General features: G+C 53.6%; 18 protein-coding genes. 9 read left to right on the top strand and 9 right to left on the bottom strand.

Annotated elements, in window-relative coordinates:
• Positions 1 to 2,166, top strand: coding sequence for a type I secretion system permease/ATPase (locus ACNQ0W_RS14475; RefSeq protein ID WP_032648253.1), 2,166 nt, complete (start codon positions 1 to 3; stop codon positions 2,164 to 2,166).
• The gene (locus tag ACNQ0W_RS14470; RefSeq protein ID WP_048982874.1) at positions 2,163 to 3,338 is read left to right on the top strand and encodes an HlyD family type I secretion periplasmic adaptor subunit; all 1,176 of its coding nucleotides are present in this window, start codon (positions 2,163 to 2,165) and stop codon (positions 3,336 to 3,338) included. The genes ACNQ0W_RS14475 and ACNQ0W_RS14470 overlap by 4 nt, the downstream gene beginning before the upstream one ends.
• Positions 3,339 to 3,371: 33 nt before the next feature.
• Here ACNQ0W_RS14470 and ACNQ0W_RS14465 read toward each other — a convergent pair whose 3' ends face one another.
• A complete protein-coding gene (locus ACNQ0W_RS14465) occupies positions 3,372 to 4,256 on the bottom strand; it encodes a MarR family transcriptional regulator (protein ID WP_116329832.1) in 885 nt (294 codons plus the stop codon).
• A 285-nt stretch (positions 4,257 to 4,541) separates the two neighbouring features.
• Between ACNQ0W_RS14465 and ACNQ0W_RS14460 the strand changes: the two genes are divergently transcribed.
• Positions 4,542 to 5,999: an EAL domain-containing protein gene (locus tag ACNQ0W_RS14460; RefSeq protein WP_062932684.1), complete on the top strand. Its 1,458-nt coding sequence runs from the start codon at positions 4,542 to 4,544 to the stop codon at positions 5,997 to 5,999.
• An 84-nt stretch (positions 6,000 to 6,083) separates the two neighbouring features.
• Here ACNQ0W_RS14460 and ACNQ0W_RS14455 read toward each other — a convergent pair whose 3' ends face one another.
• From ACNQ0W_RS14455 to ACNQ0W_RS14430, 6 genes are all read right to left on the bottom strand, one after another.
• Positions 6,084 to 6,362, bottom strand: coding sequence for a biofilm development regulator YmgB/AriR family protein (locus ACNQ0W_RS14455; protein ID WP_044596271.1), 279 nt, complete (start codon positions 6,360 to 6,362; stop codon positions 6,084 to 6,086).
• A 23-nt stretch (positions 6,363 to 6,385) separates the two neighbouring features.
• The gene (locus ACNQ0W_RS14450; RefSeq protein WP_023296588.1) at positions 6,386 to 6,685 is read right to left on the bottom strand and encodes a hypothetical protein; all 300 of its coding nucleotides are present in this window, start codon (positions 6,683 to 6,685) and stop codon (positions 6,386 to 6,388) included.
• A 118-nt stretch (positions 6,686 to 6,803) separates the two neighbouring features.
• Complete coding sequence (ycgZ, locus tag ACNQ0W_RS14445; protein WP_003857265.1) at positions 6,804 to 7,043, bottom strand: regulatory protein YcgZ; 240 nt, start codon at positions 7,041 to 7,043, stop codon at positions 6,804 to 6,806.
• Between the two features lie 187 nt (positions 7,044 to 7,230).
• Positions 7,231 to 7,503 (bottom strand): DUF883 family protein, encoded by a 273-nt coding sequence (locus tag ACNQ0W_RS14440; RefSeq protein WP_003857263.1) that lies wholly within the window; start codon positions 7,501 to 7,503, stop codon positions 7,231 to 7,233.
• 184 nt (positions 7,504 to 7,687) lie between these two features.
• Positions 7,688 to 8,293 carry a hypothetical protein gene (locus ACNQ0W_RS14435; RefSeq protein WP_062932685.1) on the bottom strand — a complete coding sequence of 202 codons (606 nt, stop codon included), beginning with the start codon at positions 8,291 to 8,293 and terminating at the stop codon, positions 7,688 to 7,690.
• Positions 8,294 to 8,633: 340 nt separating this feature from the next.
• The gene (locus tag ACNQ0W_RS14430) at positions 8,634 to 8,945 is read right to left on the bottom strand and encodes a hypothetical protein (protein ID WP_032648262.1); all 312 of its coding nucleotides are present in this window, start codon (positions 8,943 to 8,945) and stop codon (positions 8,634 to 8,636) included.
• Positions 8,946 to 9,343: 398 nt separating this feature from the next.
• Here ACNQ0W_RS14430 and ACNQ0W_RS14425 point away from each other — a divergent pair, with 398 nt between their 5' ends.
• From ACNQ0W_RS14425 to ACNQ0W_RS14410, 4 genes are all read left to right on the top strand, one after another.
• Complete coding sequence (locus ACNQ0W_RS14425; protein ID WP_062932686.1) at positions 9,344 to 10,132, top strand: phosphotransferase family protein; 789 nt, start codon at positions 9,344 to 9,346, stop codon at positions 10,130 to 10,132.
• A gap of 215 nt (positions 10,133 to 10,347) precedes the next feature.
• A complete protein-coding gene (locus ACNQ0W_RS14420) occupies positions 10,348 to 10,623 on the top strand; it encodes a metal/formaldehyde-sensitive transcriptional repressor (protein WP_003857256.1) in 276 nt (91 codons plus the stop codon).
• A gap of 32 nt (positions 10,624 to 10,655) precedes the next feature.
• Positions 10,656 to 11,774 (top strand): S-(hydroxymethyl)glutathione dehydrogenase/class III alcohol dehydrogenase, encoded by a 1,119-nt coding sequence (locus ACNQ0W_RS14415; RefSeq protein ID WP_003857251.1) that lies wholly within the window; start codon positions 10,656 to 10,658, stop codon positions 11,772 to 11,774.
• Positions 11,775 to 11,933: 159 nt separating this feature from the next.
• Positions 11,934 to 13,625, top strand: a complete 1,692-nt coding sequence (locus ACNQ0W_RS14410; protein ID WP_062932687.1) for a methyl-accepting chemotaxis protein — start codon at positions 11,934 to 11,936, stop codon at positions 13,623 to 13,625.
• Between the two features lie 41 nt (positions 13,626 to 13,666).
• Here ACNQ0W_RS14410 and ACNQ0W_RS14405 read toward each other — a convergent pair whose 3' ends face one another.
• Positions 13,667 to 14,590, bottom strand: a complete 924-nt coding sequence (locus ACNQ0W_RS14405) for a LysR substrate-binding domain-containing protein (RefSeq protein WP_003857247.1) — start codon at positions 14,588 to 14,590, stop codon at positions 13,667 to 13,669.
• Between the two features lie 227 nt (positions 14,591 to 14,817).
• Between ACNQ0W_RS14405 and ACNQ0W_RS14400 the strand changes: the two genes are divergently transcribed.
• Positions 14,818 to 16,161 carry a VOC family protein gene (locus ACNQ0W_RS14400; protein ID WP_003857245.1) on the top strand — a complete coding sequence of 448 codons (1,344 nt, stop codon included), beginning with the start codon at positions 14,818 to 14,820 and terminating at the stop codon, positions 16,159 to 16,161.
• A gap of 42 nt (positions 16,162 to 16,203) precedes the next feature.
• Positions 16,204 to 17,709, top strand: a complete 1,506-nt coding sequence (locus ACNQ0W_RS14395; RefSeq protein ID WP_062932688.1) for a carboxylesterase/lipase family protein — start codon at positions 16,204 to 16,206, stop codon at positions 17,707 to 17,709.
• On the opposite strand, the gene ACNQ0W_RS14390 is transcribed toward ACNQ0W_RS14395, so the two are convergent.
• Positions 17,696 to 18,538, bottom strand: coding sequence for a LysR family transcriptional regulator (locus tag ACNQ0W_RS14390; RefSeq protein ID WP_062932689.1), 843 nt, complete (start codon positions 18,536 to 18,538; stop codon positions 17,696 to 17,698). The two genes, ACNQ0W_RS14395 and ACNQ0W_RS14390, sit on opposite strands and share 14 nt — an antisense overlap.
• Positions 18,539 to 18,638 lie beyond the last annotated feature (100 nt).

Genomic DNA, 18,638 nt, shown 5'->3' with positions numbered 1-18,638 from the left:
ATGAAGACACATCCACAGTACGAACCCTGGTTGCAGGGCATGCTCATCATCGCGAAATATTATCGGCTGGATTTTTCGGCGGAGCATGTTCGGGTCACGATTAACCATGAAAGCCAGTCGCCACGCCAGCTGGTGCTGGAGGAGATGGCGCGCCAGCTTGGGCTGGGGATGCGTTGGGTGGCGGCGGAAGCCGTATCGCTCGATCCCTGGCGCTTACCGCTGCTGGCGGAGTTTACCGGCGGGCAAATTGCGGTCATCAACCGTATGGACAACGACGGGAACGTCAGCGTGCAGTTTAGCGGCGACGGGGGGCTGGAGACAACGCTGACGCGCGACGAACTCGGTACGCGGTTAAAGGGGCTGATGGTGCTGCGTCCTCTGGAGTCCACGCCCGATGCGCGCGTGGATGATTACATCAAACCCTATGAGAAAAACTGGTTCTGGCAGCTGGCGCTGAAAGACTGGCGTCGTTACAGCGACATTATGCTGGTGGCGCTGGTCGCCAACGTGCTGGCGCTCTCCGGCATGGTCTTTTCCATGCAGGTGTACGACAGGGTGGTGCCGTCCCAGTCGGAGGCCACGCTGTGGGTGCTGTTTGGCGGCGTGATGATCGCCATCGTGTTTGAATTCATCATGCGCATGCTGCGGGTGCATATTTCGGACGTGGTAGGGAAACGCGCCGACCTGCGTATTTCCGAGCGCGTGTTTGCCCACGCCCTGAGGATCAAAAACGGCGCACGGTCGAAATCGACCGGGTCGTTTATCGCCCAGATCCGCGAGCTGGAGTCGGTGCGGGAGCTGATCACTTCCACCACCATTGCCGCTATATCCGATCTGCCGTTCTTCCTGCTGTTCGTTTTCATTCTGTGGATGATTGGCGGTCCGCTGGTGCTGGTGGTGCTGCTGGCCGTGCCGCTGCTGCTCATACCCGGCCTGCTGGTGCAGCGCCCGCTGGGAAAACTCTCCAGCGAAGGGATGCGTGAATCGGCGATTCGTAACGCCACGCTGGTGGAAGCGGTGCAGGGGCTTGAGGACATCAAGCTGATGCGCGCCGAGCAGCGGTTTCAGAACCAGTGGAATAACACCAATGACGTTGCCGCGAGCGTCGGCATGAAGCAGCGCTGGCTGACGGGGCTGCTGCTGACCTGGACCCAGGAGGTGCAGTCTATCGTCTACGCCGTGGTGCTGCTGGTGGGGTGTTATCTGGTCATCAGCGGCGACATGACCACCGGTGCGCTGGTGGGCACCTCGATTCTGGCGTCCCGGACCATTGCGCCGCTGTCGCAGATTTCCGGCGTGCTCTCCCGCTGGCAGTCGGCAAAGGTGGCCCGCAAGGGGCTGGATGACCTGATGCAGCGCCCGATTGACGATCCCCAGCACGGCAAAAAAGTGCATAAAGCCCACCTGCGCGGTGATTACCGGCTGGACGACGTCGGGTTTTATTACGACGAAGAAGAGAAGCTCACCGTGCTGAATATCAGCAAACTGCGCATTCGCGCCGGGGAGCGCGTGGCGGTGCTCGGGCGGAATGGTTCGGGGAAAAGCACCTTGCTGCATCTGCTGGCGGGAATGCAGGAGCCGCAGCAGGGCAGCATTTTGCTGGACGATATTGCTCTCAATCATCTTGACCCGGCCGACGTGCGCCGCGACATGCAGCTGCTCAGCCAGCAGGCGCGGCTGTTCTTCGGCTCCGTACGGGACAACATCCTGATGGGTAATCCGCTGGCGACAGACGAGGAAATCCATCAGGCGCTGGTCAACAGCGGCGCGCTGGAGTTTGTGCGCAAGCAGAAAATGGGGCTGAACACCATCATCAATGAGGGCGGAACGGGGCTTTCCGGCGGGCAACGTCAGGCGCTGCTGCTGGCCCGCGCGCTGATCACCTCGCCGAATATTCTGCTGCTGGATGAACCCACCGCCTGGCTGGATGAGGTCAGCGAGAAGCAGTTTATCCAGCATCTGCACCAGTGGCTCGGTAAGCGCCGGACGCTGGTGGTGGCGACGCATCGCCTGCCGATTCTGGACCTGGTTGACCGCATCATCGTGCTGGAAAACGGCAAAGTAGTGATGGATGGCCCTCGTGATGCCATTTTACGCCAGCACGGAATGGCCCCGCAGCAGGCGCCGCAGCGCACGGTCAAACTGAAAACGGAGGGCGTGGCATGAATGATTTCTCCCGTTTTAACAGCCGGCTGAAGGAGCCCCGCCTGCCGCGATCGTCGCTGGTGGCATGGTCGCTGTTTGCCCTGCTGATGGTGTTTATTACCTGGGCCAGCCTGTTCCAGCTGGATGAGGTCACGACGGGCAGCGGCAAGGTGATCCCGTCCTCCCACGAGCAGGTGATCCAGTCCCTGGAAGGGGGGATAATCCACAGTCTGATGGTACGCGAAGGCGATATCGTCGAGCGTGGTCAACAGCTTGCCCAGCTGGACCGGACGAAAACCGAGTCCAGCGTGCTGGAGAGCGAGTCTCGATTAAACGCTGCGATGGCGACGGCCGCGCGTCTGAATGCCGAGGTGAACGACACCGCGCTGGTCTTCCCGGCAGAGCTGGATGACGACGTTGAGCTGGTTAAACAGGAAACGGCGCTTTATCAGTCACGTCGCGAAAGCCTTGAAAAAGGGCTGGCGGGTTTACGCCAGGGAGCAGATCTCGTGCAGCGTGAACTGGCATTAACGCGCCCGCTGGTGACGCAGGGGGCGGCCAGTAAGGTCGAAGTCTTACGCCTTGAACGTCAAAAAAATGAGCTGGAGAGCAAAATCACCGAGATGAAAAACCAGTACTACGTTCGCGCCCGCGAAGAACTGGCGAAAGCGAACGCGGAAATGGAAGCGCAGCGTTCGGTCATGAAAGGACGCGAAGATTCACTCACCCGCTTAACGTTTAATGCGCCGGTGCGTGGCATCGTGAAGGACATTGACGTGACGACGGTGGGCGGGGTGATCCCGCCGAACGGCAAACTGATGAGCCTGGTACCGCTTGATGACCAGATGGTGATAGAAGCGAAAATCTCGCCGCGCGATGTCGCGTTTATCCATCCCGGGCAAAAAGCGCTGGTGAAAATCACCGCCTATGACTACTCCATCTACGGCGGGCTGGAAGGGGAGGTGACGATGATCTCCCCGGATACCCTTCAGGACGAGGTGAAACGGGATGTTTATTATTATCGCGTTTATATTCGTACTGACAGTAACCATCTGACCAACAGGCAGGGCAAGGAATTTCCGGTGTTCCCGGGCATGATAGCCACGGTTGATATCAAAACCGGCAGTAAATCCGTCATTGATTATCTGCTGAAACCGTTGAATAAGGCGAAAGAGGCGCTGCGCGAGCGATAAAAAAGGCGTTCAGCAAACCGAACGCCCGTCAGATCAGAGTGTAGACGTCATGTTGACAGCATGGCGTCGTTCTTTTGGCACCACGTTGATGTAATGTGTAACATAGGCAAAATATAATCCGGCATAATTTTCGACCAGCTCGATAAAGGCCGGGTAAATTGACATCCGGCCATCGCCGCGATCTTTAAGATAACCTGCCTCCTGCGCCGATTTGATAATGCGGTTGACGTGAATACGCGAGACGAAAAATTCTTTTGCCAGCGTGCTGGCTGAATACGCTATTATGGCACCGTGTGCTGTTTTGTTTTTAATGGCCTGCAAATAGAGATAGAGCATAATCATTCGGCCACCATCCTTATCAATAAATAAACCCACCTCCGGAAGCACTTTCCTGAATGTTAATCCGCGGAAAAGGTACTCTGCGGCGCGTCGGAAAAAGTTGTGCCTCAGAATGTCATTGTCCAGAAGATTAACATTAATGTTGAATGCAGGATAAAGAATGCTGACAGGCGTAAACGCCCCGGACATATAGCGTTTAAGCTCATCGAGTCCTTTTTCCGTCGGCGCGATTTTTGTTTTTCGGCGATCTTCAATACAGCGCCAGGTCTTAATTCGCCCGGTGGTTTTAAGTATGGTGATGATCGCGATAACGCTGTTAGGGCTGGCGATATTATAGCGGGTGCATAGCGCCTTAATCTCTGAAACTGACTCAGCCTGATTGCCAAAAACAAAACAACACATGGACAGTATTATGTTGAAGCGTGATTCCTGAAGCATCGTTTTGTAGAACAAGGGTTGTTTTTTATAAATGGCATCATTAATTCTGTAGTGTTCTGTTATAGCTTCACCAAATCGCGGGTTGTTTTTAATGACATCCCTTCGATGTAGCAAAGCCCTGGATGAGATGTGATTATCCATAGCATTTTCTCTTTTTGTCTGGGCCGATAAGATGAAGTGTCCGGTCTTCTTTTTCGGAATTTTCATTATACCTTGAGAAGTGCATATTTACTGTCGTTATATGAAAAGAAAGTAATATTTATGCCGCATATGGATGAGTCGGTTGATTAACGCAAAGATGTTCATGTGCATAACATTGATAACGGTTTATTAACCAGGCAGGGTGCGATAAAATTATTCAACGCGACAGGGAATATTGGTTTCAATTACAGGTGGGAATACTATTTGCATTCTCAGGAGCAGGTTATGTCTCAAAATTTACCTTTTATACAAGGTACGTGCTACAAGCAACGGTTTGTTATTTCAGCCTGCGGTTTCACCTTCGAAGGGTATAGCCTGCTTCTCAAGTCTCGTGGCGTAAACGCCACGCGGCTCCATTTTGTAGAGGATGAAGTTTGCTCAGGTGATGTTCAAAAAATGATGCAAAATCAACGACCTGAGATTTCTGTTTTTCCTGGTCGCGACGTCGCTGCCTTTCTTGAAAGCCTGAAGCGATTGGTATCGGTGCTGAATGCACTGCCGGTTATTTGTAGCGTGACGCTGTATGGCGCAATACCAGAGAGATGGCTTTATGCCACGTTGAGAAGTCTCGTTAATAATACCAAGTCGTTATCGATGATCAGGATAGCGAATATTTCAGATGTAATGGACTGTGCAGACAACATTTATGACGCGCATGCCGATTCGTCACGCTTATTGCGTGAAGGACCTGAGAAAGAAAGTAAGGAAAGCCTGCATGGTTTAACAAAACGCGAATTAACCGTATTGCTGAATTTTTACCGGGGCATTTCGATTAAAGAGCAGTCTGCGAGGTTAGGGTTGTCAGATAAAACCATTTATACCCATCGAAAAGTAGGGCTGGGTAAATTATATCTTATCAGAGTATGGTTTAGCGATGCGCGTGTCTTCAGGGATGAAGTCTGTACAGTAAAAAATAAAGCGCAGGGGTTTTCGGATGCGGAAATAGATATTTTGCAGGCGTTACATAAGCGAGAGATCTTTGCGGCTTACCAAATTATTACCGATGGTGATAAAAAAGGAGTAGGCTTCGAAATTCTGCTGCGCTGGCATAAAAACGGTCAGGTTCTGAAGGCAGCCCAATTTCTGGACGGGGTAAAAAATGGCGAAATCTGGCTCAAGCTGACGGCGTTAGTCATCCACGCGGCCGTATCAGGTATCAACAGATATAATGGGAAATATTATTTCTCGGTGAATATTCCGCCTCCACTGGCTACCGGGAACGCGCTGCCGGGAATGGCGAAAAAAGCCGTTGAGATGTTACTGAAGCCGCAGTGGGCCGGAAAACTTGTCTTTGAATTAGCTGAAACGATTGACGTAACAAAGGACCCAAATATTCCTGTCACTCTCCAGCGTTTACGCGCCGAGGGGTGTCGGCTGTTTCTGGATGATTGCTTTTCCAGAGATCACGCTATGTTACCTATCCGACAGATTAACGTTGATGGACTGAAGCTTGACCGCGATATAGTTGAGCACTTTGTTGCTAACGACAATGACTATAGCATTATTAAAGCGATACAGATATACAGCGACATGACGGGAAGAGAATGCGTTGCGGAAGGCGTCGATAGCGAAGAAAAATTTGAGAAACTTGTCGCGTTAGGGGTTAAACGCTTCCAGGGATATTATCTTTCCCGGGCGGTTAAAGAAGAAGAACTGGATAGAATGGTACGTCTATTTAGTTAATGGCTTCACTGTGCTGGTGGTACGACAGACTTAACTCTTCGACCACCAGCAAAAACAGTCACTCACCAGCGCAATAATTTGTTATCAGATATCATCGCGCGTAAAACCGACAACAATTTCAAGCGTATTTCGAATGACATCGCAGGCTTCGGGCTCCTCGGTAATTTCGAGGGCGTGAATCAGTTGCAGGATAATCTCTTTATTTGAGAGATTGTCACCGGTCAGCATAATACAGCGTATTGCCGAGCCCAACACTTCAACCTCACCACTGAGATGTTTTCCTGCATTAAGAAAATGTTCCGCCAGTCCTTTATCGTGCAGGGCTTCAAAATTATACGTCTGCTGCATAATCGCTTTACTCATGGTGGTCACCGTTTCGGTTAAAATTAGTGTTTCTTGTCTGGGGTCAGAAGCGTGTTGTGAGTAAAGAGAGATCGCATGCGACCAATGTCATAATCGCCCATCACTCTTCCCCGGTCGTGCGAGACGCCGGTTACACGCTGGCGCACTTCATCTTCAGCGGCAATCAATGCATTTTTACGTTCATCATTTGATTCAACGTTAGCCATCGCCCGCAGGCGATTAGCAAGAGACACAAAGGTAATAGGTCCGTTCTCTTTCAGTATGGATAATACGGCCTCACCGATAAGGTCATCCTTAAGTCGTTCAAATTTAGTTCTATGCATAGCTTCAATCTCACTCTGCTACACGCGGCAGGCTGTAGCATGGGGTTAGTCATCGCATTCAGGAACTCTATTCTCACTCAGCATGACTAACTTAGTAAGTTAAAAAACAGTGTTCAGGTTAACGCTCGAAGAAGAGGGCTATCAGACCGTTGTAGTGCGCTTTCTCAACGTCTGACGTTGATTCTTCAATTCTGCGCAACAGCTTTGTACAAATTGTCATTCTGCTCAGTTGTACATTTTCTTTGATGATCTCACTGACGATGGCACCAAGGGTTTCCTGCTGTGTCGGGACGTTATCCTTGTTAAAATACAAGGTGATAGCGCTTTCTGCTGTAGAGGGAGCATGGTTGCGACGCATAATTTTCCACCGTTAACAAACAATTTTGTAACATCAGTGGCATCGAATTTATACTATATGGTCAAATCTGTACATCAAAATTGTACAACTTTTTCGTATGGATCGGGCTTTTATCAGGAGAACTATCAAAATTAGGGGGGAAGAGAAGGAAAGAGGGGGAAAAGAAAAGGCCCCGGAGGGCCTGAAATTATTTGCGTCCCAGCAGAAGTCCCAGAACGATACCTACCGCACCCGCAGCGATTAAGCCCGTTAACGGGTTATTTCTGACGGCTTCAGTAACATCCGAGACGGCATCACTGGCCTGGGCAGCATATTTTTTCGCTGCACCTTTCACCTGGTGTTTAGGGGAGTCAACGAATTCACCAAACTGCTGCTGCGCAGAGCCGGATAATTCATCAAGTTTGTTTTTGGCTTTATCGCCAGCGTATTGTGCATTTTTATCAGTGTCGAAATCAGACATTCCAGCCTCCTTTTGTTGATAGTCTAAGGATAGACGCTGATTTCAGGCGTGAGAGAGATTTCGCTGAAATCGACGCCTGATTGCCCCTTTTTAGGATATGTCTTTCTTACATGGCCACCCTAACGTCCTAAGGATGTCGTTGACCAATATTTCCCTCGCCATCTCTCTACGCAGCACCAGGAGATTATTTTTGTCGTGCGTGAGCGGGAAAGGTAACGTAATAGCCAAGGGATGCAGCAAGGCACAGCATATAGCCGAACGATTCCGAACCTTCCTCCACGGCGTTTTTCACGACACGCATATAGCCATGCTCCAGGATGGCGTGCCACAGCACCTGCATCCCAAAGAGGCGGGAGAAGACCAGTACAGCCAGCAGGCCGCTCAACAGAATACCGTACCAGGGGGATTGGGTATATTTTGCCAGCTGTTCCAGGGTAGCGCGAAAATGCATAACGGGGCGAATTAGCGCCAGCAGAGCGGTAATCAGCGCGAACCACACCCAACTCCCATGAGAAATGAGATCAAAAAGCGCGTCCAGTTCACGAATTAGCATTGTCAGGAAAAATCCGCCCACCAGAATATTACAGTAACGCATGGATTCGTCCATTTTCGCCAGACGAAAATGGAGAAAGACAATAGTCGCTAATACCGTTTCCTGCATAATTTCGGTCAGTGATAATTCCGGAATATCATGGCCGACAAACCGCATATCAACCCAAAGACAAAGTACAATAAGTGCGCAAGCGGCCGCCGCGCCAACGAAGAATAAAAAGCTCTTTAGTACAATCATTAACACCACCATTTTGTTTGTAGCGAGTATGTTAGGTGACGAGAATGTTATTTCTGTTCACATTGTGCCATATAAGTGCGGATTTTTAACATTTCGAGCTAAATAGGGTTGGTCACGACGAGACGAAAGCGTAAATATCGTCAACAACGTCTGTGCTGTTTAGGCGGGGCGATGTCATTGCGGAGGGTGCCATCAGGCAACGTGATGTCAGGGTATTGAGGGACCAGCGAGAGGTGGAAAACACAGCTGCGGAACTATCTTGTCGATGTTTTCTTAAGAACGTACTTTGATTGAGAAAGCGTTCAGTTCCACAAAAAATGCTGTTTCTCCACCCTGGGAATTATTTTTCTTCTGTGTACTCACCTTTTGATTTCAGTTTATCTCTAACCAGGTTGGCGCAACTGGTTGCATTCTGTAAACTCAGGTCGTTTACAATAGAAGATCGAGATTTTAAAACTTCGTTGTAAGCTTCTTTAACTTTCGGACTGACTGTTGCAGCAAAACTATCTGGTGGGAAGTTACCCAAAGGTTCTTTGTCACCGCTTAAGGCCTTAGCACAAGCATTATTAATTTGGTCATCAATGCTTAATTGATTAGCGATAGCTGATAACGAAAAAGATAAAACCAAAGAGGCGAGAACAATTCTTTTCATACTTAGTCATTCCTTAATGATGAAGCGTTGTGATCCGAATTCAATATGTAAAACCCAATTGTGATAGTAATATTTATCAGAGTGTATAAAAATTCTTTTGGATAAACCGGATCAGGACCAGTTTCAGCAATGTTTTCTGTCCGAACATGCTGCACCCGACTTATTTTGTTTACTACAGGCTACATGTTATCAAAGATAAATATATCCAACAGTATTAGTCTATTCTTTTTCGTATTCTTATGATACCTACGTTCTTTAGTGGGGGTTAGTGTGATTGCACAAGTCTTTTAAAGTAGGATTTTTAAGAAAGAATGATGATGTATGACTTCATCTGTACCACACTTGCATTACACTCAATAACAAGAACAACCAACACGTTAATTTTAAAGGGACAGTGCATGGCTGCAATGGATTTATCCAAAATGGGCAATGCCAAAGTGGTGCTGAATACCAGTGATTGCAATCATATAGTTATAGAAAAGTGGCCTGTCAGCGATGTTGAGTGGGCCTTTTATCTCTACGCGGCAACAGAGCTTAATCAGGCAGGGATTGCTATGCCAACGCTTTTGTCTGCTGATGCCACCTTACGCCAGTTAAGACTGGAGTATATTCCTTATAAGGTTAATCAGACCGCTGTGGCAAACGATTATGCCATAGCTATGCTGGGGCGCCTGCATCGCTATCCGGCAAATTCTGAATGGCTCTATCATACGCATACGTGGACAGAAACAGCGCTTGAAAACGCTCTCATGCTTTTGGCATTACCTGAAAAAAATGCCCGGCAGCTTCGACGATTTCAGCAGAATAGTAATGCGTTATTCGCCTGCCAAAGCCTGGTTTCAGGCGACAGCAATGCAGGCAACTGGGGAAGAAGAGAAAGCGGTAATTTAGTTCTTTTTGACTGGGAAAGGTTTGGCAAAGGGAGTCCTGCTATTGACCTGGCTCCCCTCATAAGGGGAATGGGGACAAAACAAGAATTTATAGACCTTGCAGGACGCTATTGCCAGCTATCCTCCCATCAAAATATCAGGGAGCTGGCCAGAGAAATTGCTATTGTCAAAGTCTGGATTGTCACGGAAGTGATTGTCCTGCTTCATATGCGGCAAAAGAGTGCATTTCCCTTGTATCTCAACTGGTATAGAGAACATCTTCCCGACTGGTTAGACAACGTGGAAAAAATGTTATGAAGCATGAATTCTAAAAATTCTGCTTTTTATAGCAATACCTATTTTTCGCTTCTGACGCACCTGATTACCCACTTCTGATATATCAGCGAGTCACTAATATTAACTCGCTGATTTTCACATTACCTACGGTTCTACTTAAAACCCACAATAAACTTCGTGTTTACATAAAATCGTATTAACAGATACAATACCCCCCTATAGTATCAGGAGGGCGTATGCCGCATTCACCCGAAGATAAAAAACGTATTCTGACCCGCGTCCGCCGCATTCGGGGCCAGGTTGATGCCCTTGAACGCGCCCTGGAATCGGGCGATCCCTGTCTCGCCATTTTGCAGCAAATTGCCGCCGTGCGCGGCGCTGCCAATGGCCTGATGGGGGAAATGGTTGAAATTCACCTCAAAGATGAGCTGGTGACGGGGGAGACCACCCCGGATCAGCGGGCTGTGCGGATGGCGGAAGTCGGCCATTTGCTGCGCTCTTATCTAAAATAAACCCACACACCTCACAACAAGGGAAAGACATCATGAAATCTCGCGCAGCTGTCGCGTTCGGCCCAGGCCAGCCGCTGAAAATCGTTGAAATTGATGTTGCTCCGCCGAAGAAAGGCGAAGTGCTGATCAAAATTACCCACACCGGCGTCTGCCATACCGATGCGTTTACCCTGTCCGGTGACGATCCGGAAGGCGTATTCCCGGCGGTGCTCGGCCACGAAGGGGGCGGTGTGGTGGTGGAAGTGGGTGAAGGCGTCACCAGCCTGAAGCCCGGCGACCATGTGATCCCGCTCTACACCGCAGAGTGCGGCGAGTGTAAGTTCTGCAAATCCGGCAAAACTAACCTTTGTCAGGCCGTGCGCGCCACGCAGGGCAAAGGTCTTATGCCGGACGGCACCACCCGTTTCTCCTATAACGGCGAGCCCATTTATCACTACATGGGGACCAGCACCTTCAGCGAATACACGGTGTGCGCCGAGATCTCCCTGGCGAAAGTGAATCCGCAGGCCCCGCTGGATAAAGTCTGTCTGCTCGGCTGCGGTGTCACCACCGGCATCGGCGCGGTGCATAACACGGCGAAAGTGAAAGAGGGTGACACCGTGGCGGTGTTCGGCCTGGGCGGGATCGGTCTGGCGGTCATCCAGGGCGCGGTACAGGCGAAAGCTGGCCGTATCATTGCTGTGGATACCAACCCGGAAAAATTTAAGCTCGCAGGTGAGATGGGCGCGACCGATTTCATCAACCCGAAAGACTACGACAAACCGGTTCAGGAGGTGATCGTTGAGCTGACCGACGGCGGCGTGGACTTCAGCTTCGAATGTATCGGCAACGTCGATGTGATGCGCTCAGCGCTGGAGTGCTGCCACAAAGGCTGGGGCGAGAGCATTATTATCGGTGTGGCTGGCGCGGGTCAGGAGATCAAAACCCGTCCCTTCCAGCTGGTCACAGGGCGCGTATGGCGCGGGTCGGCATTTGGCGGCGTGAAAGGCCGTACTCAACTGCCGGGCATGGTTGAAGATGCGATGGTCGGTAAAATTCAGCTCGACCCGTTCATTACGCACCGCCTGCCGCTGGAGCAGATCAACGAAGCCTTCGATCTGATGCACGAAGGAAAATCCATTCGTACCGTTATCCATTTCGGCGACAACTGATTATTCTGCCAGCGGTTATTTCCGCTGGCATTTCTTCCCTGATCTTCTCTAAAGTGTGACCTGTCTGGCGCTTTTAGACGTAATCTAATTCCCCGCCGTGCCGATGACTCTTTTACAGGCGTGTTTTTACGCATCTTACCTATAAGAGAGTCGACGGTCATGGACAACACAACATCGATGCAGACGCAGCACAAGCTGAGTTTCTTGCATCACATCCGGCTGGTTCCGCTGTTTTCCTCCATTCTCGGTGGCATTATTCTCCTGTTTGCATTGAGCTCGGGTCTGGCAGGCTATTTCCTGCTCCAGGCCGATAACGATCAGCAGGATGTCACGGCAGAAATCCAGGTGCGCACCGGTCTGTCAAACAGTTCCAACCATTTACGCACCGCCCGTATCAACATGATCCACGCGGGGGCGGCGAGCCGTATCGCGGAGATGGAGGCGATGAAACAAAACATCGCTGAGGCTGAGACCCGCATCAGGCAGTCGCAGGATGGATTTGCCGCCTATATGAAGCGCACCGTTCGCACCCCGGCTGATGAAGCGCTGGACGGCGATCTGAAAGCCCGCTATGACGCCTACATCGCCGGTATGCAGCCGATGCTGAAATACGCCAAAAACGGCATGTTTGAAGCCATTATTAACCACGAAAATGAGACCGCGCGTCCGCTGGACGATGCCTATAACGCGGTGCTGCTGAAGGCGATAAAAATCCGCACTGAACGCGCCAACGCGCTGACGGCGCAGGCTCACACCCGCACCCGGCTGGGGCTGATGTTTATGTTCGGCGCGTTTGGCCTGGCGCTGGCGCTGGCGGTGATCACCTTCGTGGTGCTGCGCCGTACGGTGATAAACCCGCTCCAGCGAGCCGCTACGCGTATCGAAAATATCGCAAAAGGCGATTTGACCATGCCGGACGAACCGACCGGGCGCAGCGAAATTGGCCGCCTGACGCGCGATCTGCAAACGATGCAGCACGCGCTGGTGACCACCGTAGGCACCGTGCGGCAAGGGGCGGAGGAGATCTACCGCGGAACCAGCGAGATTTCTGCGGGTAACACCGATCTCTCTTCCCGTACCGAGCAGCAGGCGGCGGCGATTGAACAGACGGCGGCCAGCATGGAGCAGCTTACCGCGACGGTGAAACAGAACGCCGATAACGCGCATCATGCGAGTAAACTGGCAGAAGATGCCTCCGGTAAGGCCAGCCGCGGGGGGCAGATGGTCTCCGGCGTGGTGAAAACCATGGGTAATATTTCCACCAGCTCGAAGAAGATCTCTGAAATTACCGCCGTGATTAACAGCATTGCGTTCCAGACCAATATTCTGGCGCTCAACGCGGCGGTCGAGGCGGCGCGTGCGGGTGAACAGGGACGCGGCTTTGCGGTCGTGGCGAGTGAAGTTCGCACCCTGGCAAGCCGCAGCGCGAACGCGGCGAAAGAGATTGAAAGCCTGATTAATGAATCGGTGTCGCTTATCGATCAGGGTTCCGGGGAAGTGGTTGCGGCGGGCAATACCATGAATGAGATCGTCGAGGCGGTTAAACGCGTCACCGATATCATGCTGGAGATTGCCGCGGCGTCCGATGAGCAGAGCCGCGGCATTGTTCAGGTAAGCCAGGCGATTTCCGAGATGGATAAGGTGACGCAGCAGAATGCCTCGCTGGTGGAAGAAGCTTCTGCGGCGGCGGCCTCGCTGGAAGAGCAGGGCGCACGTCTGACGGAAGCCGTTGGCGCGTTTCGTCTCAACGGGGCGCGCGCAGGACGGACTACAGCCGCTGCAACCGCAGCGAAACCCGCGCCTTTAACCCCGGCGGCGGCCGTCTCAGGTGATAACTGGGAAACGTTCTGAGTAAGACAGACCCGCCCTCGCGGCGGGTTCTGCGTTTAGGATCAGAGAGGCATTGATTTACGAATGGCGCTTAACAGCGTTTGGGCGCCCTCAGAGAGCGGGGCATCTACCCGCGTCAGGATCCCAATCGGTTCTCCCGCGCCGGGCGATGTTACCGGCAGCGCCGTAAGCACGCCGCGTCGCAGATCGTCCTTCACCGCGCCTGACGGCACAAACCATACGTAGTCGTAATCCACCGTAAGCTGGCGCGACAGCGACGCCGAGAGCGTTTCAATACACCCGGAAGGCAGCGTGCAGCCCTGCATTTGCAGCAACGCTTCCGCATTCTGACGCGGAACGGTTCCTTTTGGTGAGACCACCACCGGCCACTCCATCACGCGGCTCAGGGTCACGGTGTCCTGCAACAGGGGATGATTCGGACGCACCACCAGCTTCAGCGATTCCAGGAATAGCAGTTCGTAGTTAAGGCCGCTCATCAGTTCCGGATCGGACATCCGTCCAATGCCCAGATCCAGCTCGCCTGACTTCAGGCCCGCCAGCAGCATGGTATTATTCATGGTCGCGACCTGAAGCGTGGCGTGCTTTTGCTGACGGTGGAACTGGCCGATCGCCGCAGGCAGTATGCCCAGCGCCGCCGTTGGCAGCGCGCCCACGCGCACGATGTCGCTGGCCGGTTCCTCTTTACGGTTTAACGCCTGACCGGCGGTATTGAGGGCATCGAGAACTTTAACGGCATGCGTCAGGAACTGTTCGCCCACGAGCGTAAGCTGTGCCCCCAGACGGCCGCGATCGAACAGGCGGGTCCCGGTAAGCTGTTCCAGTTCGTTCAGCGTTTTGGATAGTGCAGGCTGACTGAGGTTAAGGGTTTCAGCCGCTCGCCCCAGCGTTCCCTGTTGAGCGACGGCCACAAAAGTATGCAAATGGCGCAAGCGTATGCGCTGACTGAACAGACCATTTTTTTCCATAGGCGATGTTAAAAACAGAGCGACGCGGGTGACAAGTTAAGATGTTTGAATTTGATAACCTGATAGCAAAATATTTTTAACATTTGATCTGTTTGAGTTACAACCGTTTTTCGAAAATGCCCACGCTTTGACCACTCGTCTGCCTGGATCACAATTCGTAAATTCTTCCCAACGAAAGGAACGGGCTTCTCTACACTCCAGGTAGTATTCACTGGAGGCATGACATCATGGCGAACACCATCACGGCTGATGATATTCGGGAACACTTTTCGCAGGCTATGTCGGCGATGTACCAGCAGGAAGTTCCGCAGTACGGCACCTTGCTGGAACTGGTGGCGGACGTTAACCTGGCGGTTCTGGAAAATAACCCACTTTTACATGAACAACTGGCAAACGCAGACGAACTGGCGCGCCTGAATGTTGAACGTCACGGTGCGATCCGCGTTGGCACCGCGCAGGAGCTTTCCACCCTGCGCCGGATCTTCGCCATTATGGGCATGTACCCGGTCAGCTATTACGATCTCTCCCAGGCGGGCGTGCCCGTCCACTCGACGGCGTTTCGTCCGACAGACGATGCGGCGCTCTGCCGTAATCCGTTTCGCATTTTTACCTCGCTGCTGCGCCTGGAGCTGATTGAAAACGTTGCGCTGCGCGAAAGGGCGGCGGAGATCCTCTCCCGGCGCAACATCTTTACCCCGCGCTGCCTGGAACTGATCGACCTGCATGATGCGCAGGGACACTTTACCGAGGCACAGGCGCGCGAATTTGTGCAGGAAGCCCTGGAAACCTTCCGCTGGCATCGCCATGCGACGGTCGATCAGGAAACCTATCTGGCGCTGAGCAACGAACATCGCCTGATTGCCGACGTGGTCTGTTTCCCGGGGTGCCACATCAACCATCTCACGCCGCGCACGCTGGATATCGACCGGGTGCAGGAGCTGATGCCGAAGTACGGCATTGAGCCGAAAATTCTGATTGAAGGCCCGCCGCGCCGCGAGGTGCCGATCCTCCTGCGCCAGACCAGCTTTAAGGCGCTGGAGGAGCCGGTGCTTTTCGCAGGAGAACACAAGGGCACCCATACCGCGCGTTTCGGTGAGATTGAGCAGCGCGGCGTGGCGCTTACGCCGAAAGGGCGCGAGCTGTACGACAGTCTGTTAAATCAGGCCGGGACCGGCAAAGACAACCTGACCCACCAGCTTCACCTGCGCGAGATCTTCAGCGCGTTCCCGGACAGCGAAATGTTCCTGCGCCGTCAGGGGCTGGCCTATTTCCGCTACCGTCTGACCCCGACAGGTGAGGCGCATCGCCACGCGTTTCGTCCCGGCGACGATCCGCAGCCGCTGATCGAACGCGGCTGGGTTGTGGCACAGCCCATCACCTACGAGGATTTTCTGCCCGTCAGCGCAGCGGGGATCTTCCAGTCGAATCTCGGCAATGAAACGCAGGCGCGCAGCCACGGCAATGCCAGCCGCAATGCCTTCGAAGCCGCGCTCGGCTGTGCGGTGTACGACGAGTTTTCGCTTTACGAGGAGGCGGAAGCGCGCAGCAAACAGCGTTGCGGTTTGCTCTGAAACCGTTACTCTGCAAGGGTGTGATGGAAAAAGAAGGTTGGTATGGAAAATCCCTCCGCCCCTGTGGTTGAAACGCGCCAGGGCGCATTGATTGGTTTTACTGAAGGCGATACTCATGTGTGGTGCGGCATTCCCTATGCGGCACCCCCTGTTGGCCCGTGGCGCTGGCGCTCCCCGCGTCCCCCCGCGCGCTGGGATGGCGTACGTCCGGCGACGGCGTTCTCCGCCTCCAGCTGGCAGAGCAGCGAAAGCTGTCAGGAGCTGGGCGGCGGCGATCCCGGCCAGTTCTCTGAAGACTGCCTGTACCTTAACGTCTGGTCGCCAGTGGCACGCGCCGATCCGCTTCCGGTGATGGTCTGGCTGCATGGCGGAGGATTTACCCTCGGCGCTGGCGGGCTGCCTCCGTATAACGGCAGGGCGCTGGCGAAGCGCGGCGCGGTGGTGGTAACGATCAATTACCGTCTCGGACACCTCGGTTTTTTTGCCCATCCGGCGCTGGAGGGGGAAGAAGAGCGCGTGGTGCATAACTTTGCGCTGCTCGACCAGATCAAGGCCCTGGAATGGGTGCGCGATAACATCGCCGCGTTCGGCGGCGATCCTGAGAACATCACCGTATTTGGCGAGTCGGCCGGTGCGCGCAGCGTGCTCTCGCTGATGGCTTCCCCGCTTGCGGGAGGACTGTTCCATAAAGCCATTGTGCAAAGCGGGTACACGCTGCCCGACACCCCGCGCGAGCAGGCCATGCATAAAGGCGAAGCGATTGCCGCCCATTTCGGCCTGCACAATGCCACCGCGGAACAGCTTCGCGCGATCCCGCCTGAGGCGTTCTGGCCTCTGACCTCGCCGCTGAATATCGCCCCTGCGCCCATCGTGGGGGATTGCGTTTTGCCTGAGGCCATGCTCGACGTTTTCTTCGCGGCTCGTCAGCACCCTGTACCGGTGATGATTGGCTCAAACAGCGACGAAGCCAGCGTGATGTCGGTGTTCGGGGTCGATCTTGCCGGGCAGATCCAGAAGCTTCGCCGTGAACGGCGCTTTGGCCTGGGGCTGATTAAGCTGCTTTATCCTGGCGTGAAGGGCGATGAGGAACTTGGCAGGCAGGTATGCCGCGACATGGCCTTCACCACCATGGGATACGTGGTGATGCAGGCCCAGCAGCGGGCGGGCGGCCTGTGCTGGCGATACTGGTTTGATTATGTGGCCGAAGCGGAGCACGCGACGTACATCAACGGCGCCTGGCACGGCAACGAAGTGCCCTACGTGTTCGATACCCTTGGACAGGTGGAACCCTCGCGGCAGTATGTGAATGAACGCGATCTGGCCTTCGCCGCTCAGGTGGCGGACTACTGGGTGAGCTTTGCCCGGAATGCGGGGGCACGCGATAGCCTGACAGGGCCCACGCGCTGGCCCGCCTGCCGGAAAGGGCGAGACGTGCTGTTACGTATCGGCGTGAATAAACATGCAGGTTTTCGGCTTGAAAACCGCTTCATGCGTGCCCGTATGAGCCTCTTCAAACGGGTGATGAAACACCACGTCAGCCTCGACTGAGCAGACAGGCGCGAAACGCATCCAGTCCGTTTTCCGGGCCGGGTGCGTCGCGTAATACCAGCCGGTAGCTCGCCCCCGTCTTTATGCTCGTGTCAAAAGGCCGCATCAGCCGTCCGGCGCGCACATCCTCCTCCACCAGCGTTTCATCCGCGATGGCGATGCCCAGCCCCTGAATGGCGGCGGTAATGGCCAGATCCATGGTTTCGAAGTGTTGATTTTTGAGCATAGCTGGCGGCGGACCCGGCTGTTTCGCCAGCCACAGCGTCCAGTCCGTTTTGTCCCGCGTGGGGTGAAGGAAGGTGAGTGTTTCCAGCACAGAACCGGCCCGCAGCGGGCTCATCACAGGGGTTAAGGCCTCTTCGAACAGCAGATCGCCGGCGCTCATGTGCGTCCCAAACACAATCGCCGCGTCACAGGATTCGGTTTTGAAATTGACGTTGTGATCGGTGGTGGTGGTCAGCGCAATCTGGAGTTCCGGCTGTTCGCGCTCCACCTGTAGCAGACGCGGCACCAGCCAGCGCATCGCGCAGGTAGGCGCTTTCAGACGAATAACGGTCTGGTGCGTTCGCGCCTGTTCAGCAACGTTCAGCAGGTGCTCAAACGCAGATTGCAGCTCCGGCAGCAGGGCGCTTCCCTGAGAGGAGAGGCGCAGGCCGCGCGCATGGCGCTCGAACAGCGGGAAGCCGAACCAGCTTTCCAGCGAGGCAATTTTGCGGCTTACCGCCCCCTGCGTCAGACAAAGCTCCTTCGCGGCATGGGTAAGATTCAGGTGACGCGCGGTCACGATGAACGTCTCTACGGCATTAAGCGGAAATGAACGACGCGACATATCTCACCTTAGCTATGCGTTTTTGTCATGGCTATTATGACAACAATTCGATTGTCCCGGCAATGAAGTTGTTGTTTGAATAGTTATGCATTCACCACGA

Origin of the sequence: Enterobacter cloacae complex sp. 6730903 (assembly GCF_048283985.1) — a bacterium.
Lineage (GTDB): Bacteria > Pseudomonadota > Gammaproteobacteria > Enterobacterales > Enterobacteriaceae > Enterobacter > Enterobacter hormaechei_C.
Note: the sequence above shows the minus strand (reverse complement) of the source record. Positions and strands in the feature narration are given on the sequence as shown.

Coding starts and splice junctions, on each gene's coding strand:
- ACNQ0W_RS14395 (WP_062932688.1), top strand. CDS start 16,204: ATGGAAAATCCCTCCGCCCCTGTGGTTGAAACGCGCCAGGGCGCATTG.
- ACNQ0W_RS14405 (WP_003857247.1), bottom strand. CDS start 14,590: ATGGAAAAAAATGGTCTGTTCAGTCAGCGCATACGCTTGCGCCATTTG.
- ACNQ0W_RS14470 (WP_048982874.1), top strand. CDS start 2,163: ATGAATGATTTCTCCCGTTTTAACAGCCGGCTGAAGGAGCCCCGCCTG.
- ACNQ0W_RS14465 (WP_116329832.1), bottom strand. CDS start 4,256: ATGGATAATCACATCTCATCCAGGGCTTTGCTACATCGAAGGGATGTC.
- ACNQ0W_RS14410 (WP_062932687.1), top strand. CDS start 11,934: ATGGACAACACAACATCGATGCAGACGCAGCACAAGCTGAGTTTCTTG.
- ACNQ0W_RS14415 (WP_003857251.1), top strand. CDS start 10,656: ATGAAATCTCGCGCAGCTGTCGCGTTCGGCCCAGGCCAGCCGCTGAAA.
- ACNQ0W_RS14430 (WP_032648262.1), bottom strand. CDS start 8,945: ATGAAAAGAATTGTTCTCGCCTCTTTGGTTTTATCTTTTTCGTTATCA.
- ACNQ0W_RS14440 (WP_003857263.1), bottom strand. CDS start 7,503: ATGTCTGATTTCGACACTGATAAAAATGCACAATACGCTGGCGATAAA.
- ACNQ0W_RS14455 (WP_044596271.1), bottom strand. CDS start 6,362: ATGAGTAAAGCGATTATGCAGCAGACGTATAATTTTGAAGCCCTGCAC.
- ACNQ0W_RS14450 (WP_023296588.1), bottom strand. CDS start 6,685: ATGCATAGAACTAAATTTGAACGACTTAAGGATGACCTTATCGGTGAG.
- ACNQ0W_RS14390 (WP_062932689.1), bottom strand. CDS start 18,538: ATGTCGCGTCGTTCATTTCCGCTTAATGCCGTAGAGACGTTCATCGTG.
- ACNQ0W_RS14400 (WP_003857245.1), top strand. CDS start 14,818: ATGGCGAACACCATCACGGCTGATGATATTCGGGAACACTTTTCGCAG.
- ACNQ0W_RS14460 (WP_062932684.1), top strand. CDS start 4,542: ATGTCTCAAAATTTACCTTTTATACAAGGTACGTGCTACAAGCAACGG.
- ACNQ0W_RS14425 (WP_062932686.1), top strand. CDS start 9,344: ATGGCTGCAATGGATTTATCCAAAATGGGCAATGCCAAAGTGGTGCTG.
- ACNQ0W_RS14420 (WP_003857256.1), top strand. CDS start 10,348: ATGCCGCATTCACCCGAAGATAAAAAACGTATTCTGACCCGCGTCCGC.
- ACNQ0W_RS14435 (WP_062932685.1), bottom strand. CDS start 8,293: ATGATTGTACTAAAGAGCTTTTTATTCTTCGTTGGCGCGGCGGCCGCT.
- ACNQ0W_RS14475 (WP_032648253.1), top strand. CDS start 1: ATGAAGACACATCCACAGTACGAACCCTGGTTGCAGGGCATGCTCATC.
- ycgZ (WP_003857265.1), bottom strand. CDS start 7,043: ATGCGTCGCAACCATGCTCCCTCTACAGCAGAAAGCGCTATCACCTTG.